The organism is Bradyrhizobium sp. USDA 326 (genome assembly GCF_049739485.1).
Taxonomy (GTDB): Bacteria; Pseudomonadota; Alphaproteobacteria; order Rhizobiales; family Xanthobacteraceae; genus Bradyrhizobium.
This window is the reverse complement of the sequence record NZ_JBMGQA010000001.1, coordinates 6208967-6225656: the sequence shown is the minus strand read 5'-3', so window position 1 is coordinate 6225656 and position 16690 is coordinate 6208967. Positions and strand designations below refer to the sequence as shown.

Below are 16690 nucleotides of genomic sequence, written 5' to 3'. Positions count from 1 at the left end.
ACCCTCAGGCGTCGGGCCCGCGCGTCGGCAACGGCACGAGCCGTATCTCGGCGGAGCCGGCTTCTTGCGTGCGCACCAGCACCGCAAAGATCGTGTCGACCGCAAGCCGTACGGCCGACTCCATCGCTTCGCCCTTGGCCAGATGCGCGGCGATCAGCCCGGTGAGGAGGTCGCCGGTGCCGTAGGGCCGGATCGGCAGGCGCGGCGTCGCAAAGCGGGACAATCGCCCGCCCGCGCACAGGATCGTCTCCACCTGCCCCGCCACTGTGTCAGCGAGCGTGCAGCCGGTGGCCACGACGTCGATGTGACCCGCCCCTGCCAGCGCGGAGCACGCCGCGCGGAGGCCCTGGACATCGGCAATGGTGAGACCGGAGAGCAGCTCGAGCTCGAACTGATTCGGCGTCGCGACGTTTGCCGCCGGCAGCAGCCGGTGCCGGACCACGTCCAAGATGCCATCCGCCACATAGACGCGGCCGTCATCGCCGATCACGGGGTCGCAGAGATAGACCAGCTTCGGATTCCGCGCGAGCGCCCGCTCGACGAAATCGGCGATCACGGCGGCGTTGCCGGACGAGCCGAGATAGCCGGTGACGAGCACCGCAGCCTCGTCGACCAGGCCGCGCTCCTCGACGCCCTTCAGGAGATCGGCGACGAGTTCGGTCTCCAGCACCCGCCCGCGCAGGCTCGGATAGCGTGGATGGTTGGAGAGCAGCGTCGTCGGCACCGCCGCAACATTCACGCCCTCCGCCTGCATGGCGTAGGCAGCCGCGCTGTTGCCGACGTGGCCGTGCACCACCTGGCTCTGAATGGAGATAACGAGCATGAGGAAGGTCCGTAAGGTCAAACGTTGCGCGGGGCAAGCGTTACGGCATCTCGTATCCAAGCCCCTCCCGCAGCGCCTGCATTTTGCGCGCCAGCCGCCGGTGACCCGACTCCTCCGACCGCGCCAATCGATCGGCGACCGCGACATGGTCAGCATCGCTCTTGTGCTGGTTGAGCTTGGCCTGCCCTTCGACCTCATCCACCACGAGATCGACGACGCGGATCGCAGCCAGCATGCTCTCGCGCTTGCCAGGCTCCATCTGCGTGAGGTCCCAGGGTTCTTTGGGTAAGCGCGCCTCGGAGACTGCGAGCAGCGCATCGCCGTGTCCGCGGTTCTCGTCGAGCCCCCGTAGATGAGCCACGCCCGACAGGTGCACCGCTTCGTAAAGCCAGGTCGAGACGTTGTCGCGTGAGGCATACCAGTCGTTGGAGACATAGGCATCGTCGCCCGTAACGATCAGCAGAAATCGTCTGCTGCCATCGGCCAGCGCCACAAGCGGATTTTTGGCGGTGAAGTGAATCTGTACGACAGTGTGCCCGTCGCGCTCGATCAGCACGAATGGCACGTGCGAGGCCCGCGGACCGCGCTCGTCCGTCGCCACGATCACGCCGAAGCCGCGAGATGCGGCAAATTCCAGCGCGCGCTGCGTCTCGATGCGGAACTGGGCGCGGAGAACGTGCATGGCGCGAGGACTCGATGAATGGATGACGAACGCGGCGAGGCTAACCCATAATCCCCCGAAATCTGAACAACAATCGACCTTCGACCGCCTGCCGGCAATTCCTCAGCGCCGCGAAAACCTCGCAAGACAGGCGCAAAACATGCGATCTCCGCCTCAATCCGCATCTGTTCCGAAAAACTCTTGCCGACTTCGCTCAGCGTCCTCGTGATCAGGTCGCCGGCGATGGTGCGCGTCGCATCCGAAGCTTTGGGCAGCGCTTCGCGCGCGGGCCCGGAACAACCTTTCGGCCGGCGGCGTGATCGATCTCGTCGACATTCACGAAGGCGATGCTTTGACGACGCTGAAATCCGATCTGCCAGAATCGATCGATCTCGTGCTGCTCGACTGTGCCAAGGCGCTCTACCCGGATATCCTCGATCTGGTCGAAGACCGTCTCGAGCCGGGCGCGATCGTCGTCGCCGACAACGCCGACGACAGCCCAGACTATCTCTCCCGCATGCGCAAGTCCGGAAGCGGCTATATGCCCACGGCCTTCGCCGACGACGTCGAGCTTTCGGTGCGGATCGAATTGAAGCCACGTTCGACCGTCGCTGTGTCACGGAGCCGCTGCGCGAATCATTGCGCGGCGGCTTGGTCATCCGGTCCGACCGCGGAGCCTTTGTGCCGCGCTCCAAGCTGTCGCAGGCACGTCACCCCGGCGTGGTACGCGCCGTCATATGTCAGCCATCGTCGGCCCCGTCTCCGCATGAGCTCCGTCTTCAACGCCTATTCGGCTCTCGCCCTCGCCATCGTGTTCGAGGTCACCGCGTCGGCGTTCCTGCAGCAGTCCGCCCAGTTCACCCGTCCCTGGCCGACGCTGGCGATGGTGCTGTTCTACGTCGCCTCGTTCTACGCGCTGTCGGTGGCGATCCGGGTTATCCCGTTGAGCATCGCCTATGCGATCTGGGGCGGGGTCGGCATCATCCTGACCGCCACCGTCTCCTTCGTGCTGTTCCGCCAGATACTGGACGCCGCAGCCTTCGTCGGCATCGCGCTGATCGTGTCCGGGGTCGTGGTCATCAACCTGTTCTCGGACACCACGGTGCGTTGATGGCGGCCAATGCCGGCACGCCTATTGGCTCTGCACCGGCTTGGGCTGACGTGGCGCGGATCGAGACGACTTTGCGCCAGCCTTGGCCGCCCCCCGGGGCGGCGACTCGTCGACCGACACGAGGTAGGCGGCGAGTGCTTTGGCGGAGTCGGCACTGGTTGCGTAATGGTCCTTCAGGAACCAGGACAGCGTCAGAGTGAAGCGGCCTTTGGCCAAGCCGCGCGGGCTGCGATGGCAGGTCGCGCAGCCTTCAGCGAAGAGCTTCGCCGGCGGTTTACCGGCATCGAGATTTTGCGCGGCCGCAACCGTCGCCGTCAGCATTGCGGCGGCCGCAAGCATCATCGAGGGCGCGATCAGGTCGCACCAGGATCGAAACTGCGACGTCAAATTGTCGTCCTCTCGCCCGTCTCGCGATCACGCCGCCGACAGCTGATCGAATTCGGGCGGGGCGTAGGCTTTGCCGTCCTGGTCGGTGATGACGACCCGCCACCCCTCGCTCGCCCACACTTTCGCTTTCGCTACGATGACCAACCGGCTCTCGCGGGCGAAGCTGTACTTCTCGTTGTCGCGTTCTGCGACCATTTTGTAGGCCAATTCGCATCCCCTTTGCGTCGCCCTGCGCCCTACCTCGTCGTGGCAGCGGGCTTTGGCGGCAATTCGCCGGGAGCGTGGCAATTTGGTGCCATCCGCAGACGGTAGGCCGGCCCCGTGCATCGGCAACGGAGCCGATCCTGCTGCGTCGGATCGGCGCTAGAGCGGTAGCCTACCTGACTGAATCGTTTGGGATTCCCAAATCAGCGGTTTAATGATTCAAACTGTCTGCCGGGGACTGGAGGCCGGCGGGCATGGCGAAACCGCTGTCGATGGATCTTCGCGAACGCGTTCTCGGCTGTATTGAAGGGGGCGTTTCAGGCCGGCAGGCTGCCGAGCGATTTGGCGTCAGTCCGGCGAGCGTAAGCCGTTGGCGAACGCGCGAGCGGGAGCAAGGCGATGCTCTGCCGAAGGCCCAAGGCGGCGACCGCAAGTCTCACCGCATTGATGCCCATCAGGCGACGATCATGGCTCTGCTGGAGGCTTCGCCCGATATTACCATCGAGGAATTGCGGCATAGCTTGAGCAAACAAGGCCTATCCTTCGGCTATGGCACGATCCGCCGCTTCTTCGCGCGTCACAAGATCACGCGCAAAAAAAGACTGCCCATGCCGCAGAGCAGGACCGTCCGGATGTCTTGAAGGGGCGCGAGGCTTGGCGCGAGCGTCAGGACAAGCTCGACCGGGATCGCCTCGTCTTCATTGACGAGACCTGGGCATCGACCAACATGGCGCGGACACATGGCCGCTGCCGGCGCGGCGAACGCCTGCGCGCCGCCATTCCGCACGGCCATTGGAAAACGACAACCTGCGTAGCTGCTCTCACCACGCACGGCATCATCGCTCCCTGGGTGCTCGACGGCCCCATCAACCGCGACGCCTTTGAGACCTATGTCGAAAAAGTGCTCGTCCCCGAGCTGCCCGAGCACGCCATCGTCATCATGGACAATCTGTCCAGCCACAAAGGGCCACGCATACGCGAGATGATCGAGGCGGCCGGCGCCACGCTCCTCTATCTCCCGCCGTACAGCCCCGACCTCAATCCCATCGAGAACGCCTTCGCCAAGCTCAAGGCGCACTTGCGAAAGGCCGCCGAACGTACCGTCGGCGGCCTTTGGGACGCGATCGGGCGCATCGTCGACACCTACACGCCCACTGAATCCAAAAACTACTTCGCCGCCGCCGGCTATTTGCAACCTGATCGGCTAACGCTCTAGAGCATGACCCGGAAAGGTGCGGAGCGGTCCTCCGGAAAGATCATGCGCAAAAAGCAGCTTGAAGCGCGATGACGATTCATCCAAATCATCGCGCTTTAATGCACGCGGATAATGTGGGGGCGGCCGAGATTGATCAGGCCCTGCACCGCCGAAAGGCGGTCATCGAGGGCCGCAATGGTGAGCAGCAGATTGTTGCGGCGCTCGTCGAGCACACCCATCTCGGCACCCGTGAGCTTTGTGCTCGCCCGTTCCTTGTGGATCGCTTCGAGGGATTTGCGCAATCCGGCAATCAGTCCGGTGAGCTGCTTGGCCTCCCTGGTCATCGACCGCTTCGCGACATTTTGCTGACGGCGCGTCTCCGCCTGGCTCTGTCTCATCTCATCCTCCCGTGCCCCGCTGCCCCGAGTGGATGCTTACATCTTTGGGTACACATCTTACGATCGATGAAATCTGCCCGCGAAGATCTTTCTTAAATTGTAAGCGCAGGGAACTCGACGCCGGCAGTCAGAGCACCTTCAGCATGAAGCGGTCGAAGTACGATGCAAGCCCGGCATAATCGTCGAGCGGCAGCACATTCGCGACATACTGGTCCGGCCGCACCACGACCATGCAACCGCTCTTTCGATCGATGCCTCGCATTGCGAAGATGTCGTGGCCGCCCTTGAGGTCCGGACAAAACATCTTTTCGTAGTCGATCAGACCATAGCGGCCCTTGCGCGGGAGCAGCAGCGACGGCATCGCCGCGACGGCAAGCTGACGATGATCCTGCTGGAAGACGGCACGCAGGTCGATCACGCTGTCGATGTCGGCGCCAGCAGACGTGTATCGCCGCAATGGCGATTCCCGAGCCTCGGTGAGGAAGCCGCACAGCGCGCGAATGGCCGAGCCGGCGGCCGCAGGATCTTCCGCGGGTGAAAACGCGTAGATGCGGAAACGGCCGTCGGCCTGCGCGGCGTGGCCGAGATGGACCGGCTTGGCGTCCGCCAGCCGGATCACCGGCGCGGAATGGAAGCGCTTGCCGATCATGAGGCCTTGCGCGAGGTGCTGATGAGAAGCCGCGCCCGTGAGCACCGATGGCCTGTAATGCGTAGCCGTACCCGCGGTGTAGCGCCCGTGCCTGACGAAATAGTCCTGCGTTTTGGCGGCATCGGCGCCGCCGGCTTTAGCGGAGGAGGCGAGAATCCCTGCCCATTCGCGGTCGAAATCGATCAGCTCTTTCGCGACCGCCTGGCGCTCCGCCGAATAGGAATGCAGCAGGCTTGGGGCGCACTGCCTCCTCAGCACGGCAGCGAGCTTCCAGCCGAGATTGAAAGCATCCTGCATCGAGACGTTCATGCCCTGCCCCGCCTTGGGGCTGTGCGTATGGCAGGCATCGCCGGCGATGAAGATGCGCGGCAGGCGCGTATCGGTCTCGGCCTCCGGCACGTCGTCGAACTTGTCGGTGAGGCGCTGGCCGATCTCGTAGACCGACCACCAGGCGATCTCCTTCACGTCGAGCGTATGCGGCTTCAGGATCCGCTGCGCCTTGGCGATCACGTCGGCGGCGGTGATGTTGCGGTTCGCAACGCGCTCGCCGACATCGAGTTTTGCGAGCTCGACATAGATGCGGACCATGTAGCCGCCCTCACGCGGAATGATCAGCAGGCTGCCGTCCTTGGACGACTGGATCAGCGACTTGAAGCGGATGTCAGGAAAGTCGGTCACCGCCAGCACGTCCATCACACCCCAGGCATGGTTGGCGGAATCGCCGTGCAGCTCGCGCCCGATCGATTTACGCACGGTGCTGCGTGCGCCGTCGCAGCCGATGACGTAGCGCGCCCTGATCGTCTCGATGCGGCCCTCGTTCGCGGCATCGACGCGTTCGAGGCGCACGGTCACGGCATGATCGGCGGCATCACCGGCAGGATCGACGTGGAGATCAAGCACCCGTCGGCTGTAGTACGGCTCGAGCTTCGCCGGCGATTTGCGCATGACGTCGAGGAAATGGTCATGGATGCGCGCCTGGTTCAGAATGACGTGCGGGAGTTCGGACAGCCCGTCCTCGACGTCCTGAACCCGGCCGCTGCGGATGATCTTCTCCGGCGTCCGCTCATCCGGCTTCCAGAACGTCGTTTCGTTGACCCAATAGGCTTCCTTCAGCACCCGCTCGCTGAAGCCGTAGGCCTGGAACATCTCCATGGTGCGGCAGGCGATGCCGTCCGCCTGACCCACCAGCAACCGGTCCGGCTTCTGCTCGACGATGCAGGTCTTGATGTCGGGGAATTGCGCAAGCTGGGCGGCGAGCGTCAGGCCGGCAGGCCCGCAGCCGACGATGAGAACATCGACCTCGCCAGGCAGGGCGCCCGTTGCGCCCGATGCCTGAACGCGCTCGGCGGGATCGGCAATTTCGGGATCGCCCGGCTGAAATCCATTCAGATGGAATTGCATGAGCACCTCTCCCGCCAAATTTTTGTTTGGATATTGCTCAGTATGCTGACTATCAGTATACTTGTCAACGACCCTCGAAACCTCCCTGCCCTCCGCGGAGACTTCGGTGAAAGACAACAACGACATGCCCGGGCATCTGGCGCGCCGCTTCCAGCAGATCGCGGTGGCGGTGTTCCTGGCCGAGGTCGAAGACGCCGGATTCGATCTTACGCCGGTACAATACGCCGCGCTCGCGACCATCAAGGCTAATCCGGGGCTCGGCCAGGTGACGCTCGCCGGACTGATCGCCTACGATCGCACCACCATCACCGGCGTGATCGATCGCCTCGTACAGAAGGGCCTCGCGGAGCGCCGTCCCTCCAGCCGCGACCGCCGCGCGCGGGAGCTTCAAATCACCGATGAAGGCCGGCGTACGCTGCGCAATATCACGCCGGCCGTCGAATCTGCGCAGCGCATCATGCTGCGTGGCCTCAGCGCGAAGGAGGCCGAGGAGCTGATGCGGCTGCTGCGCAAGGCCATTGCCGCCGGCAATGAGCTCAGCCGGGCCCCGCTGCGCGACGTTCAGGTCTGATCCCGGACCGCATCGGTCATTGTCGCAGCGCACGAAACCAGGAACTAACCTTCGCCTGCTAACGTCAGCCGCATTGGGCGCTTAACGCGCGATTAACTTTGCGGGGCGGAGTTTCGGAATGCTCAGGTTCCTCGTTATGGCCGCAGCCATGACGCTCTCGACCAGTCATGCAGTCGCAGGCGGCCACGGCGGCGGCGACCCTCCTCCGCCGAAGGTCGAGGCGCCGGCAGCTCCGGCGAAGGTAATCCTGACCAAACAGGGCCCAAAGCTCGTCGATCTCAATGGCATGACGCTTTATACTTACGAGCGCGACACCACGGGTAAGACGTCGAACTGCAACGGCAAGTGCACCGAGAGCTGGGTTCCGCTGGCGGCGACGGCCGACGCCAGGGCCGTCGGCGACTTCACCGTGATCAGCCGCAACGACGGCAGCAAGATGTGGGCGTACCGCTATCGTCCGCTCTACACCTCACCCGCCGACAAGGCGCCGGGCGATACCAACGGCAATGCCACGACCTTGCAATGGCGGATCGCGCGGCCCGAGAACTAGGGCGAGAACATCGGCGGATGACGGACGATCCTGCGACGGAATGCAACGATCCGCACAAGCCCTCACCCGCGCCAGCCCACGCCCGTCTGCGCCTGCGCGTTCTGCCCTGGCGGCAACACCACGACCGTCGAATTGAGCTTTACCCGGTCGTAGAGATCGATGACATCCTCATTGCGCATCCGGATGCAGCCGGACGAGATCGCCTGGCCGATATATTCGGGCTGATTGGTGCCGTGGATGCGGTAGAGCGTGTCCTTGTTGCCGACATATAGATAGATGCCCCGCGCGCCGAGCGGATTGGCGGGACCGCCGGGAACGCGCGCCGGATACGGTCCGAGCCGCGCCTGGATATCCGCCGTCGGAACCCAGTCCGGCCATTCCGCCAGGCGGCCGACCCGCGCGACGCCGGAGAACGCCATGGCTTCCTCGCCGACCGCAACGCCGTACCGGATCGCCTTGCCGTCGGGGAGCACATAATAGAGGTAGCGCGCATCCGTATCGACCAGGATCGTGCCTGGCTGTTCCTTGCGGTGGTAGTCCACGATGTGGCGGAGATATTGCTCAGGCACCTTCGCCTGAGCGTAAGGCGTATGCGCCAGCAACTGACGGTCGCGCGGCGTCATGCTCGCATCTGTCGATGGCGAGAGTGTCGTCTGCATGCAGCCGCCAAGCGGCAACAAGACTGCGACGAACAAAACGAGTAGAGATCTTGGCACCGCCGGCCCCCCGATAGCGGATCGCAGCACCCCCAGCACCGCCACATATCGCCAAAATCGTGCTGAAAACAAGGCGGGAGAGGAACACGTGCGCGTGTTCGATCAGCCGGGTTCCATCACCACAAACGGCGGAAGACCGTCGCATCATCTCCATCCCCTCGCCTTGCTTTGGTCAAACCCGGCTGGACTCGTGCGCCACGGGGCTCGGGATGGGCTCACCTCAACCGATCGGCGCCGCGCCAATGCGGACGACCTAGGCTTCAAACACTAGGCTTCAAAGGAGTTGCGATGCTCGCGACGCTGAATGCCAAGCAAATTGTCGATGAGATCGTGAAGGACACGGTCAAGGACAACGACCCACACGACGCGGTTCAGATCTCTCCCGAGATCGTGCTGGCCTCGCGGCCCACCAGCGCGTCCCCTGCGCTGGCACCGGAGATCGCGCCGCGTCCGGAGCCCAGGTTCACTCCGGAGCCCAAGCTTACTTCGGAGCCGAAGTTCACGCCGGAGCAGGCGCGTGCGCCCGAGCCCATCATCCACGTCGTCTACGGAAAGCCCGCCGCGGCACCGTTTGTCGACACGGCTGTCCGCGTCACGTCCAGCGACGGTCCTGTCGTGCAGAAGCGATCCTCGCTCGGCAAGTGGCTGCGCGGTGCGTTCGTCGCGTTCCTGTTTGCCGGCGCCAGCGTGGCCGCCAGCATCGCGTGGGAGAAGCACGGCGACACGGCAACGCAAATGCTGGCCGAATGGACGCCGGCACTGGCTTCGCTGATACCCGCGACCTCGCTGCTACCTGCGACATCGCAAACCACGCCCGTGGCCGCCTCGCAGGCCGCACCGCCCACGGTGGAAGCCACTTCGGATCAAGCGGCCGACCAATCTGCGACGCCGCCCGCCGCTCAGCTTGCCGCGGTCGCGCCTGCCCCGACACTGCCCGTCGACACAACGCAGTCGATGCAATCGATGACGCGCGATCTCGCCGCGATGGCGCAGCAGATCGAGCAGCTCAAGGCCAACATCGCCGAGCTGAAGGCGGGACAGGAGCAGATGGCGCGTGAGATGACGAAGCCACCGGCACCGAAGCCCCAGGCCGAGGCGAAGCCACCGGTCGATCCCCGCGCGCGCGCGTCGGTGCTTCCGCCGCGGCCTCCGGCGCCGCCGGTTCGCAAACCGAAGCCGGCCGTGTCGCAGACCTACGTGCCGGCTTATGCGCCGACGCCGCTCGCGCCCCCGCCGTCGCAGTCTGCCGCGGCCTCACCACCAGCCGCGCCGGTCACGACGACACAAGCCGTTGCCGATGACGATGGGCCGGTCGTGCGCCCGCCAATGCCGCTGCGATAAAGCGACAACGTCGCGCAGGCTGTCCGAGTCGGTGTGATAGGTTGAGTCCGGGCGATTACGGGAGCGAGGCCGCGCATCTTTCGCTCAAGAGAAAAGGCCGTCGGGATCTATGCCGCCGGCCTTCTCTTGCAGCTGCCGGTTCCCGGAGCCCGGTTCTGCTGCAATTCCATGCGTTATGGTCGCGCAAGCATATTTAATAAAATGTTAACGCACTCACACGTTGCACATCATTTCTGCGCCATAAGCACAGAGATTGCGCGGCCTGTTCATTCGGCAGCTATCGACTCAGTGGTATCATCCGAGATGTGTTGAGACTTGCACTGAAGCTCAGATCGTCACACGGGGAATCCACATGCCCTACTACTATTTCGATCTTGTGGTTGGTGAAGAGTTCAAGAACCAGGGGGGAATCATCCTCGAAGACATCGAGGTTGCCTCCGATCGCGCCGATCAGCTGGCGTGCGAGCTGTCGCAGGTGAAGCCGGAGCTGCAGCAAAAGGGTTGCGCGGTGCGCGTCACCGATCGCGATCACAACGAGCTTTATCGCACGCCGCTCGATCCGGTGCCGGCCTGGCAACGCCAGGCATAGCGTTTTCAAGCGAACTGGATCTTTAATCTTCAAGCGTCGGCGGCTCGAACCAATTCGTCAGCGACAATCCACCGTCAACGACGAAGGCGGCGCCGGTGACGTAAGCGGAGAGCTTGTTCGACAGCACCGTGAGCGCCATCGGCACGAGGTCCTTGGCCTCGCCGAGACGCCCGAGCGGAATGTGCCGCGCCAGCGCGGGATCTGCAACGAATCCACCGGCCGCGATCGCACCGGGCACCAGTGCGTTGACGCGGATATCGTGGCGGCCAAACGTCTTGGCCAGCTCCTTCACCAGCATCCCCAGCCCCGCCTTGGCCGTCGAATAATGCGGCAGGTTGCGCGGGGTGCCCGCATGCAGCGAGGTCAGCAACAAGAACGAGCCCGGCCGTTTCGCCGCGATCAGCCGTTTTGCGAGTTCACGCCCGAGGTGAAAGCCGGCATCGAGATTGACGGCATGCATCTCCTGCCACGTCCTGCGATCGACCGCGAGGGCATGATCGGCCTCGCGCCGCGGCGGCGAGGCGCTGTGGACGAAATGCGTGACCTCGCCCAGCGCGGCATATGCGGCGGCCAGCAGCTCATCGCAGGCCTCGAGCCTGGCGAGATCGCCGACCCAGGGCACGGCCAGTGCGGGCCTCTCGCTCGCGCCGATCGCGGCATGCACCCGCTCCGCGCTCACATCGGCAAACACCGTCCGCACGCCCTCACCGACCAGTGCCTGCGCGATTGCGCGGCCGATGCCATTCCCTGCGCCGGTGACGAGCGCGGTGTCGCGTGCGGAATCGAAGGGCGTGCTGAACAGGCTCATGTCGTGCTCCGAGGCTGGGGAGCGGCAGGTTAGCCCACCGCCTGGACCGACGACAATTGTGCCTCGCACCATTGCGGAGCGCCGTGCCGGGCGCTAGCCTCTCAAAAAACGGAGGAGGTTCCAAGGATGCGCACCGGTTTTTCTGATGGCGGGCCTGCTGCTGCTGACCGCGCCGGCCCATGCGGCCGACGCGCCGCCGCGATCGGTCTATGTGACCATGGTCTTGCAGGCCTTCGCGGCCAAGGTCGAGTGTCCCAACACAGACCTCGTCTATCAGGACCTGGTGCAGAAGGCGCAGCAGATGCACCTGCCCGACGGCACCACGGAGAAGGTGCGCAAGGCGATCGCCTGGATGCACACCGGCGGCAAGATGGGCGAGAAACAGGACGATGATTTGATGGCCGAGGTCGCGGTCGCGACCCAGGCGACCGACATGGATCAGCGCCGTCTCGGTATGTCCGGCTGGTGCGAGGCCCAGAAGACCAACCTCGCCGGCCTGATCCGAAGCAAGGGCGGCTAAGCTAGCACACCATTCGTGTTAAGCACGCCGCGACGGAACCTCCGCTGCGGCCCAAAATCGTCACAATCCTCGAAAGCATGCGGCCTCTTCGAATCCGAACAGGAGGTCCTCATGCGGAGTATCCATTTCGTTTTCGCCGGCGCGATTGCAGCCACCACGGTGCTGGTTGCGCCCGTGCTGGCGAGGAATTCCGACGCCCAGAAAGGCCAGGAAAAATCCACCTCGTCGTCCTGCAGTGCCTATCAGCAGGCGCCGGATGGCTCGTGGGAGCCACTCCCCTGCAAAGAGACAGGCGAGCGTGGGCAGCCGCAGACACAGAACCGAACGTCGCCCCAAGGCGCCGATCGCGGGGAACGTTGAAGCCGATCGCGCTGACGAATGTCAGCTCTGATGCGGGCCGCGCATGATCTTCATGGCGTCGGCGATGTGACGCCACTCCCTGGCCTCGTCGGCCTCGCCGCGGCTCTCGCAGGCTTGGGCTTGCTCGGCGGCCTTCGCGATCGCAACAAAACCGTGCTGTTCGAGCATCTGCCGGGCAACGGTATGGACCTGGACCTCGGACATCATGGGCGCTCTCCCGCTTGAGGGAACTGCGGTGCAGTGCACAACTGCCGCCGCGGGTGTCTCACAACGATCGAGGCCCGGAGCTCGTTCCGTCCCGTCGATGTGAGCCAAGACAAAGGCGGCCCGCCATGCCCGGCGGACCGCCCTTTCACCCACCCCAGAACTTTCAGACTTCAGCCGCGGCCCCTACGCGACCGCCGCCTTCTTGCGCTCGAAATCGTTCGGCACCTCGATATCGACCTCCAGGGTCGAAACCTCGTCGCCGCGCTCGAGCCGGACGATGACCTTGGTCGGGTCCAGCGCCACATGCCTGGACACGACGGCGAGAATTTCCTCGCGCAGCACACCGAGCAGATCGGGCTGGCCGCGCATTCCACGTTCATGGGCAAGCAGGATCTGCAGCCGTTCGCGAGCGACGGGAGCCGAGGCCTTCTTGCCGCGGAGAAGTCGAAGCAGACCCATGCTCATGCAGCCCTCCGTCGCAGCAAACGATCCATCAGACCTCGGCGCTCGGCAGGAACATGCATCGTCACATTCTCGCCGCAGAGGCGCTTGGCCGCGTCCATATAGGCCCGCGCCGGCGCTCCATCCGCGTTCGACAAAGTCACGGGCGTACCGACGTTGGACGCCTTCAACACGTCCTGGCTCTCGGGGATGATGCCGAGCAAGGGCGTGGCAAGGATCTCGAGGATATCGTCGATGGTCAGCATCTCGCCGCGCGCGGCCCGGGAGGGATCGTAGCGGGTGATGAGGACGTGCTTCTCGACCCGCTCGCCCTTCTCGGCCCGCACCGTCTTGGAATCGAGCATGCCGATGATGCGGTCGGAATCGCGCACCGAGGAGACTTCTGGATTGGTGACGATCACGGCCTCGTCGGCAAAGCGCATCGCCATGGAGGCGCCGCGCTCGATGCCGGCCGGGCTGTCGCAGATCACCCAGTCGAAACGGCTGCGCAGATCGGCGATGACCTTGCCGACGCCCTCTTCCGTCAACGCGTCCTTGTCGCGGGTTTGCGATGCCGGCAGCAGCCAGAGATTCTCCAGCCGCTTGTCACGGATCAGCGCCTGCGGCAGCTTCGCAACGCCCTGCACCACGTTGATGAGATCGAACACCACGCGGCGTTCGGCGCCCATCACGAGGTCGAGATTGCGCAAGCCGACGTCGAAATCGACGACGACGACCTTGTCGCCGCGTTGCGCGAGCGCCGCTCCCAGCGCGGCTGTCGTCGTGGTCTTGCCGACCCCGCCCTTGCCTGATGTCACGACCAGTACCTTGGCCATCTCAATTATCTCCTTCTGGTCAGTTCAGCGCAGTAATTCGCATGGTGTTGCCTTGCAGGAAGGCCTGGGCGGGCCGCCCGCGCAAGGCCTCGTCGATGTCGTCGGCGGTCTGATAAAACCCATCGATTGCAAGCAGTTCGGCTTCGATCTTCTGACAATAGATGCGCGCGCTCGTGTGACCGTTCACGCCCGCCATGGCGCGGCCGCGCAGCGCGCCGTAGACGTGGATGGAGCCGCCGGCGACGACCTCGGCGCCGGAACCGACCGAGCCGAGAATGGTGACGTCGCCTTCCGGGAAGATCACGGTCTGGCCCGAGCGCACGGGGTTTTCGAGAAGCAGCGAGGTCGGCTTGGTCTCCACTTTCACGTCGGCCTTCTTCGGCGCGCTCGGCTCGATCACGCAGCTGCGGCCGCCCGACAGCAGCGGCGGCATCACGGAGGTCAGCCGGCTCTCCTCCACGCCCTCGATGCCGAGCACGCGGATGTTGCGCTCCTGGAGGCTGGTGAGCAGATGGCCGATGCCGGCCTGGCTGAGATCGACCGAGGACAGGTCGATCACCACGGGCCGGCCGGCAAAGAAGCCCGGCGACCGCGCAATGGTGACGTCGATCTCATGCAGCCAGTCCTGGACCGGAACCGTCGGCGTGAACACGAACGCCACATAGGAGCGTCCGCGCAGGCGCACCATCTGACGTTGGACTTTTGCTGCAGCCTGCATAGCGGCCGACTCGTTCCCTGTTATTGAATGGTTAACGATGCGGCGGATATGGTTAACGACCAGTTAATTTCCCGTGGCATCACGTGGAAAGGTGAACCGCTGGACCGCCGCTGGCTTTTCGGGGTCGCGCTGCGAGCAGTCACGCGGAAGCGATCATGTCCACCACCCTCGGATGTCGTACCATCCATGTGGTTGCTGGCCCGGCTGCCCGGATTGACACGGTCGTGCCATCTGGTTTCGATGCGCGTCCCGCAGACGGAGCCGATCATGTCAATTCAGTCCTCCATCAGACGCAAGACAGCCCCGGACATCCGCGCCCGCAAGCAAGGCGAGCCGGTCGTCATGTTGACCTCCTACCATGCGCACACGGCAGCGCTGGTGGATCAGCATTGCGACGTCATTCTGGTCGGCGATTCCCTTGGGAACGTCATGCACGGCTTCGAGACGACAGTGCCGGTCACGCTCGACATGATGATCCTTCAGGGCGCGGCCGTGATGCGGGGATCGAAGCGGGCGCTGGTCGTGGTCGACATGCCGTTCGGATCGTATGAAGCCTCCAAGGAGCAGGCATTCAATTCCGCGGTACGGATCATGAAGGAAACGCAGTGCGGCGCGGTGAAGCTTGAAGGCGGGGTCCGCATGGCGGAGACGGTCGCATTCCTGTCCGGGCGTGGCATCCCGGTGATGGGTCATATCGGCCTTACGCCGCAATCCATCAACACGCTCGGTTCGTTTCGCGCCCAGGGCCGCAACGAGATCGACTGGGGGCCGATCGAGGACGATGCGAAAGCGGTCGCCGATGCCGGTGCGTTCTCAGTCGTCGTTGAAGCCGTGGCCGAGCCGTTGGCGCGCAAGATCACGGAAACGATCGCGATCCCCACCATCGGGATCGGCGCGAGCGCGGCCTGCGACGGCCAAGTGCTCGTGCTCGAGGACATGCTTGGGCTCTCGCCACGAACCCCTAAATTCGTTCGGCGCTACGGCGATCTCGGTCCGGCCATCGAAGCGGCGGTCGAACGGTATGCCGCCGACGTGCGGTCGCGTGCCTTTCCCGGACCGGAACACGTCTACGACATGAAGAAGGGCTGACGCAGCCAGCAGTCAAGCGCCGCTCACTTCTTCACCTTGCTCGCATCCATCTTGATGTTCGGATCCAGCATCTTCGTTGTGAACGCCGTCGTCACGTCGAACGGCTTCTCCATGCCGAGATAGGTCTGGACCAGCTCGTAGTCCTTCTTCATCCGCTCGCCGTCGATCCAGCCGAGCCCCTTGGTGGTGGTGAACTCGTCCGTCATCAGGAACTTGATGCGCTCCCACTGGCGCTCCTGGTTGGCGCGGTCGAGCCCCGAGACCTGCTCGAGCAGCGCGTTCAGGCACGGGGCCACGTCGGCGACGCAGGCCGCAAAGGCCTTCTGCGTGACGCGCACGAAGTCTTCGACGACCTTCGGATTCTTCTGCAGATAGGCGCCGTTGACGATCAGCGAATTGCCGTAGGGGTTGAGCCCGATGTCCTTCCAGTTGACGTAGCCGAGATCGGGACCGAACTCGATCACCTTCAGGTCGTGCTCGTTGTAGAAGTCGCTGATGATATCGACGGTGTGGCTCTTCAGCGCCGCGATCTTGGCGGTCGGCCCGACATTGACGAAGCCGACGGAGTCGGGCGCAAGCCCTGCCGCCTTGGCGAAGGCCGGCCACATCACGCGCGAGGCATCGCCGGGCGGGTTGCCGATCTTGTGCCCGGCGAAATCCTTCACGCCGTTCACGCCGTAGCTCTTCAGCCAATAGAAAGTCTGGCCGGTATTGGCATAGACGCTCATCACCGCGACCGTGTCGGCGCCCTTGCTCTTGGCCACCAGCATGGTCGCGAGATCGGCGACGCCGAAGGGCGAGCCGCCGGAGCCGACCTTGGCCGCGGAGACGCCGGAGCCCTTGCCGGTCTCGATGGTGAGGTCGATGCCCGCCTTCTCGTACCAGCCCAGCGCCTTGGCGTAGTAATACGGCGAGTGGTCGGCCGTCGGCGTCCAGTTCAGGATCAGATTGACGGCCTCTCCCGCATGCGCGGGCGCCGCCGGCACACCGAGCGCGAGAGCCAACACCAGGGCCGAGCCCGCCGCCTGCAAACGCTTCATCGTATCTCTCCTCGTTGCCGCGACCCGGCTTGTCGCTCTCCCCTTGTGAGGATACCAATGCAACAAGCCCGCCCT

22 protein-coding genes and 1 pseudogene are annotated in these 16690 nt (G+C 64.3%); 10 read left to right on the top strand and 13 right to left on the bottom strand.

The window, feature by feature from the left end; all coding sequences use genetic code 11:
* Positions 1-4: 4 nt before the first annotated feature.
* Together pdxY and ABIG06_RS29240 are read right to left on the bottom strand one after the other, a co-directional pair.
* Complete coding sequence (gene pdxY / locus ABIG06_RS29245) at positions 5-823, bottom strand: pyridoxal kinase (protein WP_370139518.1); 819 nt, start codon at positions 821-823, stop codon at positions 5-7.
* A gap of 40 nt (positions 824-863) precedes the next feature.
* A complete protein-coding gene (locus ABIG06_RS29240) occupies positions 864-1505 on the bottom strand; it encodes an FMN-binding negative transcriptional regulator (protein ID WP_370139517.1) in 642 nt (213 codons plus the stop codon).
* A gap of 262 nt (positions 1506-1767) precedes the next feature.
* Between ABIG06_RS29240 and ABIG06_RS29235 the strand changes: the two are divergent.
* Positions 1768-2070: pseudogene (locus tag ABIG06_RS29235) on the top strand (O-methyltransferase); the annotation flags it as partial.
* 180 nt (positions 2071-2250) lie between these two features.
* Positions 2251-2595 (top strand): DMT family transporter, encoded by a 345-nt coding sequence (locus tag ABIG06_RS29230; RefSeq protein ID WP_124159089.1) that lies wholly within the window; start codon positions 2251-2253, stop codon positions 2593-2595.
* Between the two features lie 21 nt (positions 2596-2616).
* On the opposite strand, the gene ABIG06_RS29225 is transcribed toward ABIG06_RS29230, so the two are convergent.
* Positions 2617-2937, bottom strand: a complete 321-nt coding sequence (locus tag ABIG06_RS29225; RefSeq protein WP_124159007.1) for a hypothetical protein — start codon at positions 2935-2937, stop codon at positions 2617-2619.
* A 72-nt stretch (positions 2938-3009) separates the two neighbouring features.
* A complete protein-coding gene (locus ABIG06_RS29220) occupies positions 3010-3189 on the bottom strand; it encodes a hypothetical protein (RefSeq protein WP_124159006.1) in 180 nt (59 codons plus the stop codon).
* A gap of 251 nt (positions 3190-3440) precedes the next feature.
* Here ABIG06_RS29220 and ABIG06_RS29215 point away from each other — a divergent pair.
* Positions 3441-4402 (top strand): IS630 family transposase gene (locus ABIG06_RS29215; protein ID WP_370139516.1). Its coding sequence is split into 2 segments (ribosomal slippage): positions 3441-3777 and positions 3777-4402, totalling 963 coding nucleotides; the frame shifts between segments, so codons are not numbered across the junction.
* 95 nt (positions 4403-4497) lie between these two features.
* Here ABIG06_RS29215 and ABIG06_RS29210 read toward each other — a convergent pair.
* Positions 4498-4779, bottom strand: a complete 282-nt coding sequence (locus ABIG06_RS29210) for a hypothetical protein (RefSeq protein ID WP_124159005.1) — start codon at positions 4777-4779, stop codon at positions 4498-4500.
* 127 nt (positions 4780-4906) lie between these two features.
* Positions 4907-6829 (bottom strand): FAD-binding monooxygenase, encoded by a 1923-nt coding sequence (locus ABIG06_RS29205; protein WP_370139515.1) that lies wholly within the window; start codon positions 6827-6829, stop codon positions 4907-4909.
* A 106-nt stretch (positions 6830-6935) separates the two neighbouring features.
* Here ABIG06_RS29205 and ABIG06_RS29200 point away from each other — a divergent pair, with 106 nt between their 5' ends.
* Positions 6936-7400, top strand: a complete 465-nt coding sequence (locus ABIG06_RS29200; RefSeq protein WP_370139514.1) for a MarR family winged helix-turn-helix transcriptional regulator — start codon at positions 6936-6938, stop codon at positions 7398-7400.
* Positions 7401-7518: 118 nt separating this feature from the next.
* Positions 7519-7950 carry a COG4315 family predicted lipoprotein gene (locus ABIG06_RS29195; RefSeq protein WP_370139513.1) on the top strand — a complete coding sequence of 144 codons (432 nt, stop codon included), beginning with the start codon at positions 7519-7521 and terminating at the stop codon, positions 7948-7950.
* A gap of 62 nt (positions 7951-8012) precedes the next feature.
* On the opposite strand, the gene ABIG06_RS29190 is transcribed toward ABIG06_RS29195, so the two are convergent.
* Positions 8013-8609: a L,D-transpeptidase gene (locus ABIG06_RS29190; protein ID WP_370139512.1), complete on the bottom strand. Its 597-nt coding sequence runs from the start codon at positions 8607-8609 to the stop codon at positions 8013-8015.
* 345 nt (positions 8610-8954) lie between these two features.
* On the opposite strand from ABIG06_RS29190, the gene ABIG06_RS29185 reads away from it, so the two are divergent.
* Entirely contained in the window at positions 8955-10007 is a 1053-nt protein-coding gene (locus ABIG06_RS29185) for a hypothetical protein (RefSeq protein ID WP_370139511.1), read from the top strand.
* A 352-nt stretch (positions 10008-10359) separates the two neighbouring features.
* Positions 10360-10596 carry a DUF6894 family protein gene (locus tag ABIG06_RS29180; RefSeq protein WP_124158999.1) on the top strand — a complete coding sequence of 79 codons (237 nt, stop codon included), beginning with the start codon at positions 10360-10362 and terminating at the stop codon, positions 10594-10596.
* 22 nt (positions 10597-10618) lie between these two features.
* Here ABIG06_RS29180 and ABIG06_RS29175 read toward each other — a convergent pair whose 3' ends face one another.
* A complete protein-coding gene (locus tag ABIG06_RS29175) occupies positions 10619-11404 on the bottom strand; it encodes an SDR family NAD(P)-dependent oxidoreductase (protein WP_370139510.1) in 786 nt (261 codons plus the stop codon).
* A gap of 145 nt (positions 11405-11549) precedes the next feature.
* Here ABIG06_RS29175 and ABIG06_RS29170 point away from each other — a divergent pair, with 145 nt between their 5' ends.
* Together ABIG06_RS29170 and ABIG06_RS29165 are read left to right on the top strand one after the other, a co-directional pair.
* A complete protein-coding gene (locus ABIG06_RS29170) occupies positions 11550-11924 on the top strand; it encodes a hypothetical protein (RefSeq protein WP_424578455.1) in 375 nt (124 codons plus the stop codon).
* A 111-nt stretch (positions 11925-12035) separates the two neighbouring features.
* Positions 12036-12284, top strand: a complete 249-nt coding sequence (locus tag ABIG06_RS29165) for a hypothetical protein (RefSeq protein WP_124158996.1) — start codon at positions 12036-12038, stop codon at positions 12282-12284.
* 21 nt (positions 12285-12305) lie between these two features.
* Here the strand turns inward: ABIG06_RS29165 and ABIG06_RS29160 are convergent, their stop codons facing one another.
* The 4 genes from ABIG06_RS29160 to minC all read right to left on the bottom strand — a co-directional run bounded on the left by ABIG06_RS29160 (position 12306) and on the right by minC (position 14486).
* Positions 12306-12491: a hypothetical protein gene (locus ABIG06_RS29160; RefSeq protein WP_124158995.1), complete on the bottom strand. Its 186-nt coding sequence runs from the start codon at positions 12489-12491 to the stop codon at positions 12306-12308.
* Between the two features lie 183 nt (positions 12492-12674).
* Positions 12675-12956, bottom strand: a complete 282-nt coding sequence (minE, locus tag ABIG06_RS29155) for a cell division topological specificity factor MinE (protein ID WP_124158994.1) — start codon at positions 12954-12956, stop codon at positions 12675-12677.
* Positions 12953-13768 carry a septum site-determining protein MinD gene (gene minD, locus ABIG06_RS29150; RefSeq protein WP_370139509.1) on the bottom strand — a complete coding sequence of 272 codons (816 nt, stop codon included), beginning with the start codon at positions 13766-13768 and terminating at the stop codon, positions 12953-12955. Before minD ends, minE begins: the two co-directional genes overlap by 4 nt.
* A 19-nt stretch (positions 13769-13787) precedes the next feature.
* Positions 13788-14486, bottom strand: coding sequence for a septum site-determining protein MinC (gene minC / locus ABIG06_RS29145; protein ID WP_370139508.1), 699 nt, complete (start codon positions 14484-14486; stop codon positions 13788-13790).
* 267 nt (positions 14487-14753) lie between these two features.
* On the opposite strand from minC, the gene panB reads away from it, so the two are divergent.
* Positions 14754-15575: a 3-methyl-2-oxobutanoate hydroxymethyltransferase gene (panB, locus tag ABIG06_RS29140; protein WP_370140934.1), complete on the top strand. Its 822-nt coding sequence runs from the start codon at positions 14754-14756 to the stop codon at positions 15573-15575.
* A gap of 23 nt (positions 15576-15598) precedes the next feature.
* On the opposite strand, the gene ABIG06_RS29135 is transcribed toward panB, so the two are convergent.
* Positions 15599-16615, bottom strand: coding sequence for an ABC transporter substrate-binding protein (locus ABIG06_RS29135; RefSeq protein ID WP_370139507.1), 1017 nt, complete (start codon positions 16613-16615; stop codon positions 15599-15601).
* Between the last annotated feature and the right edge of the window lie 75 nt (positions 16616-16690).

Bases quoted from the DNA above. Each gene is read 5' to 3' on its own strand.
- ABIG06_RS29170 (WP_424578455.1), top strand. From the start codon at position 11,550: ATGGCGGGCCTGCTGCTGCTGACCGCGCCGGCCCATGCGGCCGACGCG.
- ABIG06_RS29205 (WP_370139515.1), bottom strand. From the start codon at position 6,829: ATGCAATTCCATCTGAATGGATTTCAGCCGGGCGATCCCGAAATTGCC.
- minE (WP_124158994.1), bottom strand. From the start codon at position 12,956: ATGAGCATGGGTCTGCTTCGACTTCTCCGCGGCAAGAAGGCCTCGGCT.
- ABIG06_RS29225 (WP_124159007.1), bottom strand. From the start codon at position 2,937: ATGATGCTTGCGGCCGCCGCAATGCTGACGGCGACGGTTGCGGCCGCG.
- panB (WP_370140934.1), top strand. From the start codon at position 14,754: ATGTCAATTCAGTCCTCCATCAGACGCAAGACAGCCCCGGACATCCGC.
- ABIG06_RS29165 (WP_124158996.1), top strand. From the start codon at position 12,036: ATGCGGAGTATCCATTTCGTTTTCGCCGGCGCGATTGCAGCCACCACG.
- pdxY (WP_370139518.1), bottom strand. From the start codon at position 823: ATGCTCGTTATCTCCATTCAGAGCCAGGTGGTGCACGGCCACGTCGGC.
- ABIG06_RS29185 (WP_370139511.1), top strand. From the start codon at position 8,955: ATGCTCGCGACGCTGAATGCCAAGCAAATTGTCGATGAGATCGTGAAG.
- ABIG06_RS29210 (WP_124159005.1), bottom strand. From the start codon at position 4,779: ATGAGACAGAGCCAGGCGGAGACGCGCCGTCAGCAAAATGTCGCGAAG.
- ABIG06_RS29135 (WP_370139507.1), bottom strand. From the start codon at position 16,615: ATGAAGCGTTTGCAGGCGGCGGGCTCGGCCCTGGTGTTGGCTCTCGCG.
- ABIG06_RS29180 (WP_124158999.1), top strand. From the start codon at position 10,360: ATGCCCTACTACTATTTCGATCTTGTGGTTGGTGAAGAGTTCAAGAAC.
- minC (WP_370139508.1), bottom strand. From the start codon at position 14,486: ATGCAGGCTGCAGCAAAAGTCCAACGTCAGATGGTGCGCCTGCGCGGA.
- minD (WP_370139509.1), bottom strand. From the start codon at position 13,768: ATGGCCAAGGTACTGGTCGTGACATCAGGCAAGGGCGGGGTCGGCAAG.
- ABIG06_RS29195 (WP_370139513.1), top strand. From the start codon at position 7,519: ATGCTCAGGTTCCTCGTTATGGCCGCAGCCATGACGCTCTCGACCAGT.
- ABIG06_RS29175 (WP_370139510.1), bottom strand. From the start codon at position 11,404: ATGAGCCTGTTCAGCACGCCCTTCGATTCCGCACGCGACACCGCGCTC.
- ABIG06_RS29230 (WP_124159089.1), top strand. From the start codon at position 2,251: ATGAGCTCCGTCTTCAACGCCTATTCGGCTCTCGCCCTCGCCATCGTG.
- ABIG06_RS29240 (WP_370139517.1), bottom strand. From the start codon at position 1,505: ATGCACGTTCTCCGCGCCCAGTTCCGCATCGAGACGCAGCGCGCGCTG.
- ABIG06_RS29190 (WP_370139512.1), bottom strand. From the start codon at position 8,609: ATGCAGACGACACTCTCGCCATCGACAGATGCGAGCATGACGCCGCGC.
- ABIG06_RS29160 (WP_124158995.1), bottom strand. From the start codon at position 12,491: ATGATGTCCGAGGTCCAGGTCCATACCGTTGCCCGGCAGATGCTCGAA.